The 3,334-nt window shown below is 73.8% G+C and carries 3 protein-coding genes and 1 pseudogene; 1 reads left to right on the top strand and 3 read right to left on the bottom strand.

Annotated features, from left to right (window positions below):
* Positions 1–187 (top strand): annotated as a pseudogene (locus AC08OV_RS23040) (hypothetical protein); the annotation flags it as partial.
* Between the two features lie 221 nt (positions 188–408).
* On the opposite strand, the gene AC08OV_RS23035 reads toward AC08OV_RS23040, so the two are convergent.
* The 3 genes from AC08OV_RS23035 to AC08OV_RS23025 form a co-directional block, all read right to left on the bottom strand.
* Positions 409–1,437, bottom strand: a complete 1,029-nt coding sequence (locus AC08OV_RS23035; protein WP_476620300.1) for a COX15/CtaA family protein — start codon at positions 1,435–1,437, stop codon at positions 409–411.
* Between the two features lie 138 nt (positions 1,438–1,575).
* Positions 1,576–2,361, bottom strand: a complete 786-nt coding sequence (locus tag AC08OV_RS23030; RefSeq protein ID WP_476616212.1) for an ABC transporter permease — start codon at positions 2,359–2,361, stop codon at positions 1,576–1,578.
* A complete protein-coding gene (locus AC08OV_RS23025; RefSeq protein ID WP_476620305.1) occupies positions 2,358–3,323 on the bottom strand; it encodes an ABC transporter ATP-binding protein in 966 nt (321 codons plus the stop codon). The genes AC08OV_RS23030 and AC08OV_RS23025 overlap by 4 nt, the downstream gene beginning before the upstream one ends.
* Positions 3,324–3,334 lie beyond the last annotated feature (11 nt).

Here is a 3,334-nt window from a genome sequence, read left to right as displayed (position 1 = left end):
GGTGATCATGGTGGGGGGTGAGGTTCCCGACCGGTACGACGGGATGCCGGGCGAGTGGGTGCCGCATCAGGTCCGGGTGGTGGGCACGGAGGGCCGGGCGACGCTGCGCACCGGGTGGGAACTCGTCCCCACCCGGAAGATCCGGGATCTTGCCGCCCGGGTACGCAAAGACGGCATCCGCCTGTGAGCGTGTGACGGGTAGAGGCGCCTGCCCGTCACCGCGGGGAGGACTCCGCCCTGCCCCCCACACGTGTCCGTCGCGTTTCCGTCACGACGTCGGCCCCTCGGCGGAGGCCGTGCCGCGGCGGGTCGTCGGACGTCGAGCCGGCTGCCGGGACTGTTTCCCGTCTCAGGAACGGAGCGTGGCCGCCGTGGCCAGGGCGCCGGTGGTCCCAGGGCGTCGGTGCTCTAGGAGCCGATGCCGGCGCCGGTGGGGGCGGTGGTCCCGACCGGCCCGGCGGGCGCGGGGACCTCGGCGCCGGCCGCCGCGAGGGTGGGCGCCGCGTCCGGTACCGGCCGGGGGTGCCGGGAGCTCAGGGCGAGCCAGAGCCGCAGCGCGGCGACCCACATCACGGTCGCCCCGGTCATGTGCAGGGCGACGAGGAGAGCGGGAACGCCGAGGAAGTACTGGGTGAATCCGATCGCGGCCTGCGCGAGGACGGTCCCGACCAGGGCGAGGGAGGTCCGCCTGGCCTCGTCGGGAGCCTCGGCGACCCGCACCGCGAACGCCATGGCCGCGACGAGCCCGACCAGCAGCATCGCGCCGTCGGCGTGCAGCTGGGAGACGTTGACGAGGTCGAACCCGAAGCGGGCCGGATGATCGCTGTCACCGCTGTGCGGCCCGGCGCCGGTCACGACCGTGCCGAGGACGAGCACCCCCGCCGAGACGACCACCAGCAGGCGCGCCAGCCACCGCAGCGCGGGACCGACCCCCGGGGTCGCCGCACCCGCGTCCTGGCGGGCCCGGTGGTCCAGCAGGACCGCGTTCCACAGCAGGACCATGGAGAGCAGGAAATGGGCGGCGACGGTCGCCGGGTGCAGCTTCGTCAGGACGGTGATCCCGCCGAGCACGGCCTGTCCGAGGAAACCCACCCAGAGGCCGAAGGACAGCAGCCGAAGATCGCGCCGCCGTCCGCCGCGCAGGCGGAGCGCGACCAGCGGGGTGATCAGCGCCACGAGGCCGACCACCAGGCCGACGACCCGGTTGCCGAACTCGATCGCTCCGTGCAGGGCGTATTCCGAGTGCGGCACGAACGAGCCGTCCCCGCACTGCGGCCAGGTCGGGCAGCCGAGACCGGAGCCGGTCAGGCGGACCACGCCACCACTCACCACGATCAGTGACAGCAAGACCACGTTAAGTGTGGTGAGGAGTCGGAAGGCGCGAAGGCTGATCAGCGGCAAACTCCGACGCTCTGTAGAAGCTGGCACGACTGCCATGGTAACGCCCTGTCCGGCGCGGGCCGCTCGGATCCTTCTCCGCTGGTCGGATGGTGCCTGCCGGCCGGATGGTGCCTGCCGGTCGGCTGGTGCCCGGTGACCGGATGGTCGCGGTGTCGGCTCTACTCCCAGTCGGCTCTACTCCCAGCGGAAGGTGCGGGCGGCGAGTGCCAGACTCGCCACCGCCCAGGCCGCGAGCACGATCAGGGTATGCGCCCCCGGACCGTCGCCCTCGGCGAGGACGGCCCGCAGCCCGTCCGACAGCGCCGCGGTCGGCAGCACCTCGGCGATCGCCCGCAGCCAGCCGGGAAGCTTCGACAGCGGGAACATCACCCCGCCGATCAGCAGCAGCACCAGGTAGACGCCGTTGGCGGCGGCGAGCGTCGCCTCGGCCCGCAGGGCTCCGGCCATCAGCAGGCCGAGCCCCGAGAACGCGGCCGTGCCCAGGACGAGCAGCGCCAGCACCGCCGGAACCCCGACCGGCCCGCCGGTCGGGTCCCAGCCCAGCGCGAACCCGACCGCCACCAGGAGCACCAGCTGGATGACCTCGACGGCGAGCACCGCCAACGTCTTGCCGGCGAGTAGGACCGCGCGGGGCAGCGGGGTCGCCCCGAGGCGTTTGAGGACGCCGTAGGAGCGTTCGAAGCCCGTGGCGATCGCCTGCCCAGTGAAGGCGGTCGACATCACGGCCAGCGCGAGCACCCCGGGGACGAGGAAGTCCACCGGCCGCTCGGTGGAGCTCGGCAGCACGTCGACGGCGGTGAAGAAGGCCAGCAGACCGACCGGGATGATCAGGGTGAGCAGGACGGACTCGCCGCGCCGTAGGGTGAGTACCAGCTCGAGCCTGGTCTGTGCCGCCAGCATCCGGGCCCGCGACGCGGGCGCCGGAGCCGGGCGCAGATCGAGCAGCGGGATGCCGGTCATGAGCGCAGCTCCGATCCGGTCAGTTCCACGAAGACGTCCTCCAGCGTGCGTTGTTCGACCCGGAGATCCTCTGCCAGGATGCCGTTACCCGCGCACCAGGCGGTCACCGCAGCGAGCAGTTGCGGGTCGACCGTGCCCTGCAACAGGTAGTGCCCAGCCGGGCCCTCCTGCGCGGTGGTGCCGTCGGGCAGCGCGAGCAGCAGCCGGCCGAGATCCAGCCCGGCGGGGGCCCGGAAGCGCAGCTGCCCCTCGGCGCCGCCCCGGGTGAGCTCCGCGGGGGAGCCGACCGCCACCACCCTGCCGTGGTCGACGATGATCACCTGATCGGCGAGCCGTTCGGCCTCGTCCATGGCGTGGGTGGTCAGCACGACGGTGACCCCGGCCGTGCGCAGCTCCTCGACGAGCTCCCAGGTGTCCCGCCGGCCCTGGACGTCCAACCCGGCCGTCGGCTCGTCGAGGAAGACCAGCTCCGGGCGGCCGACCACGGCCATCGCCAGCGACAGCCGCTGCTGCTGGCCGCCGGAGAGCCGGCGGAACGGGGTACCGGCGGACCCGGTCAGCCCGAGCCGGTCCAACAGCGCCGCGGGATCCAGCGGGTGGCGGTAGTGCGAGGCGACGAGGCGCAGCATCTCGCCGGCGCGGGCGCCGGGATACATCCCCCCGGACTGCAGCATCACCCCGACCCGGGGGCGCAGGGCAACGGCGTCCGCCCAGGGGTCGAGCCCGAGAACCCGCACCTCGCCCGCGTCGGCGCGGCGGAATCCCTCGCAGATCTCCACGGTGGTCGTCTTGCCGGCGCCGTTCGGCCCGAGCAGCGCCGTGACCGTGCCGGTCGGGACGGTTAGCGACAGGCCGTCCACGGCGCGTATCCGACCATCGGGCGTCGTCGGCGGTCGAGCGGCGTCGCCGGAAGGCACCGGCGGCACCGGCGGCACCGGCGGCGCTGGGGGCGCCTGGCGCACGGGGGGCGTAG

Source organism: Frankia sp. CeTa3Moorea (assembly GCF_978021225.1).
The sequence above is the reverse complement of the archived record's forward strand: the minus strand, read 5'-3'. Positions and strand labels throughout refer to the sequence as shown.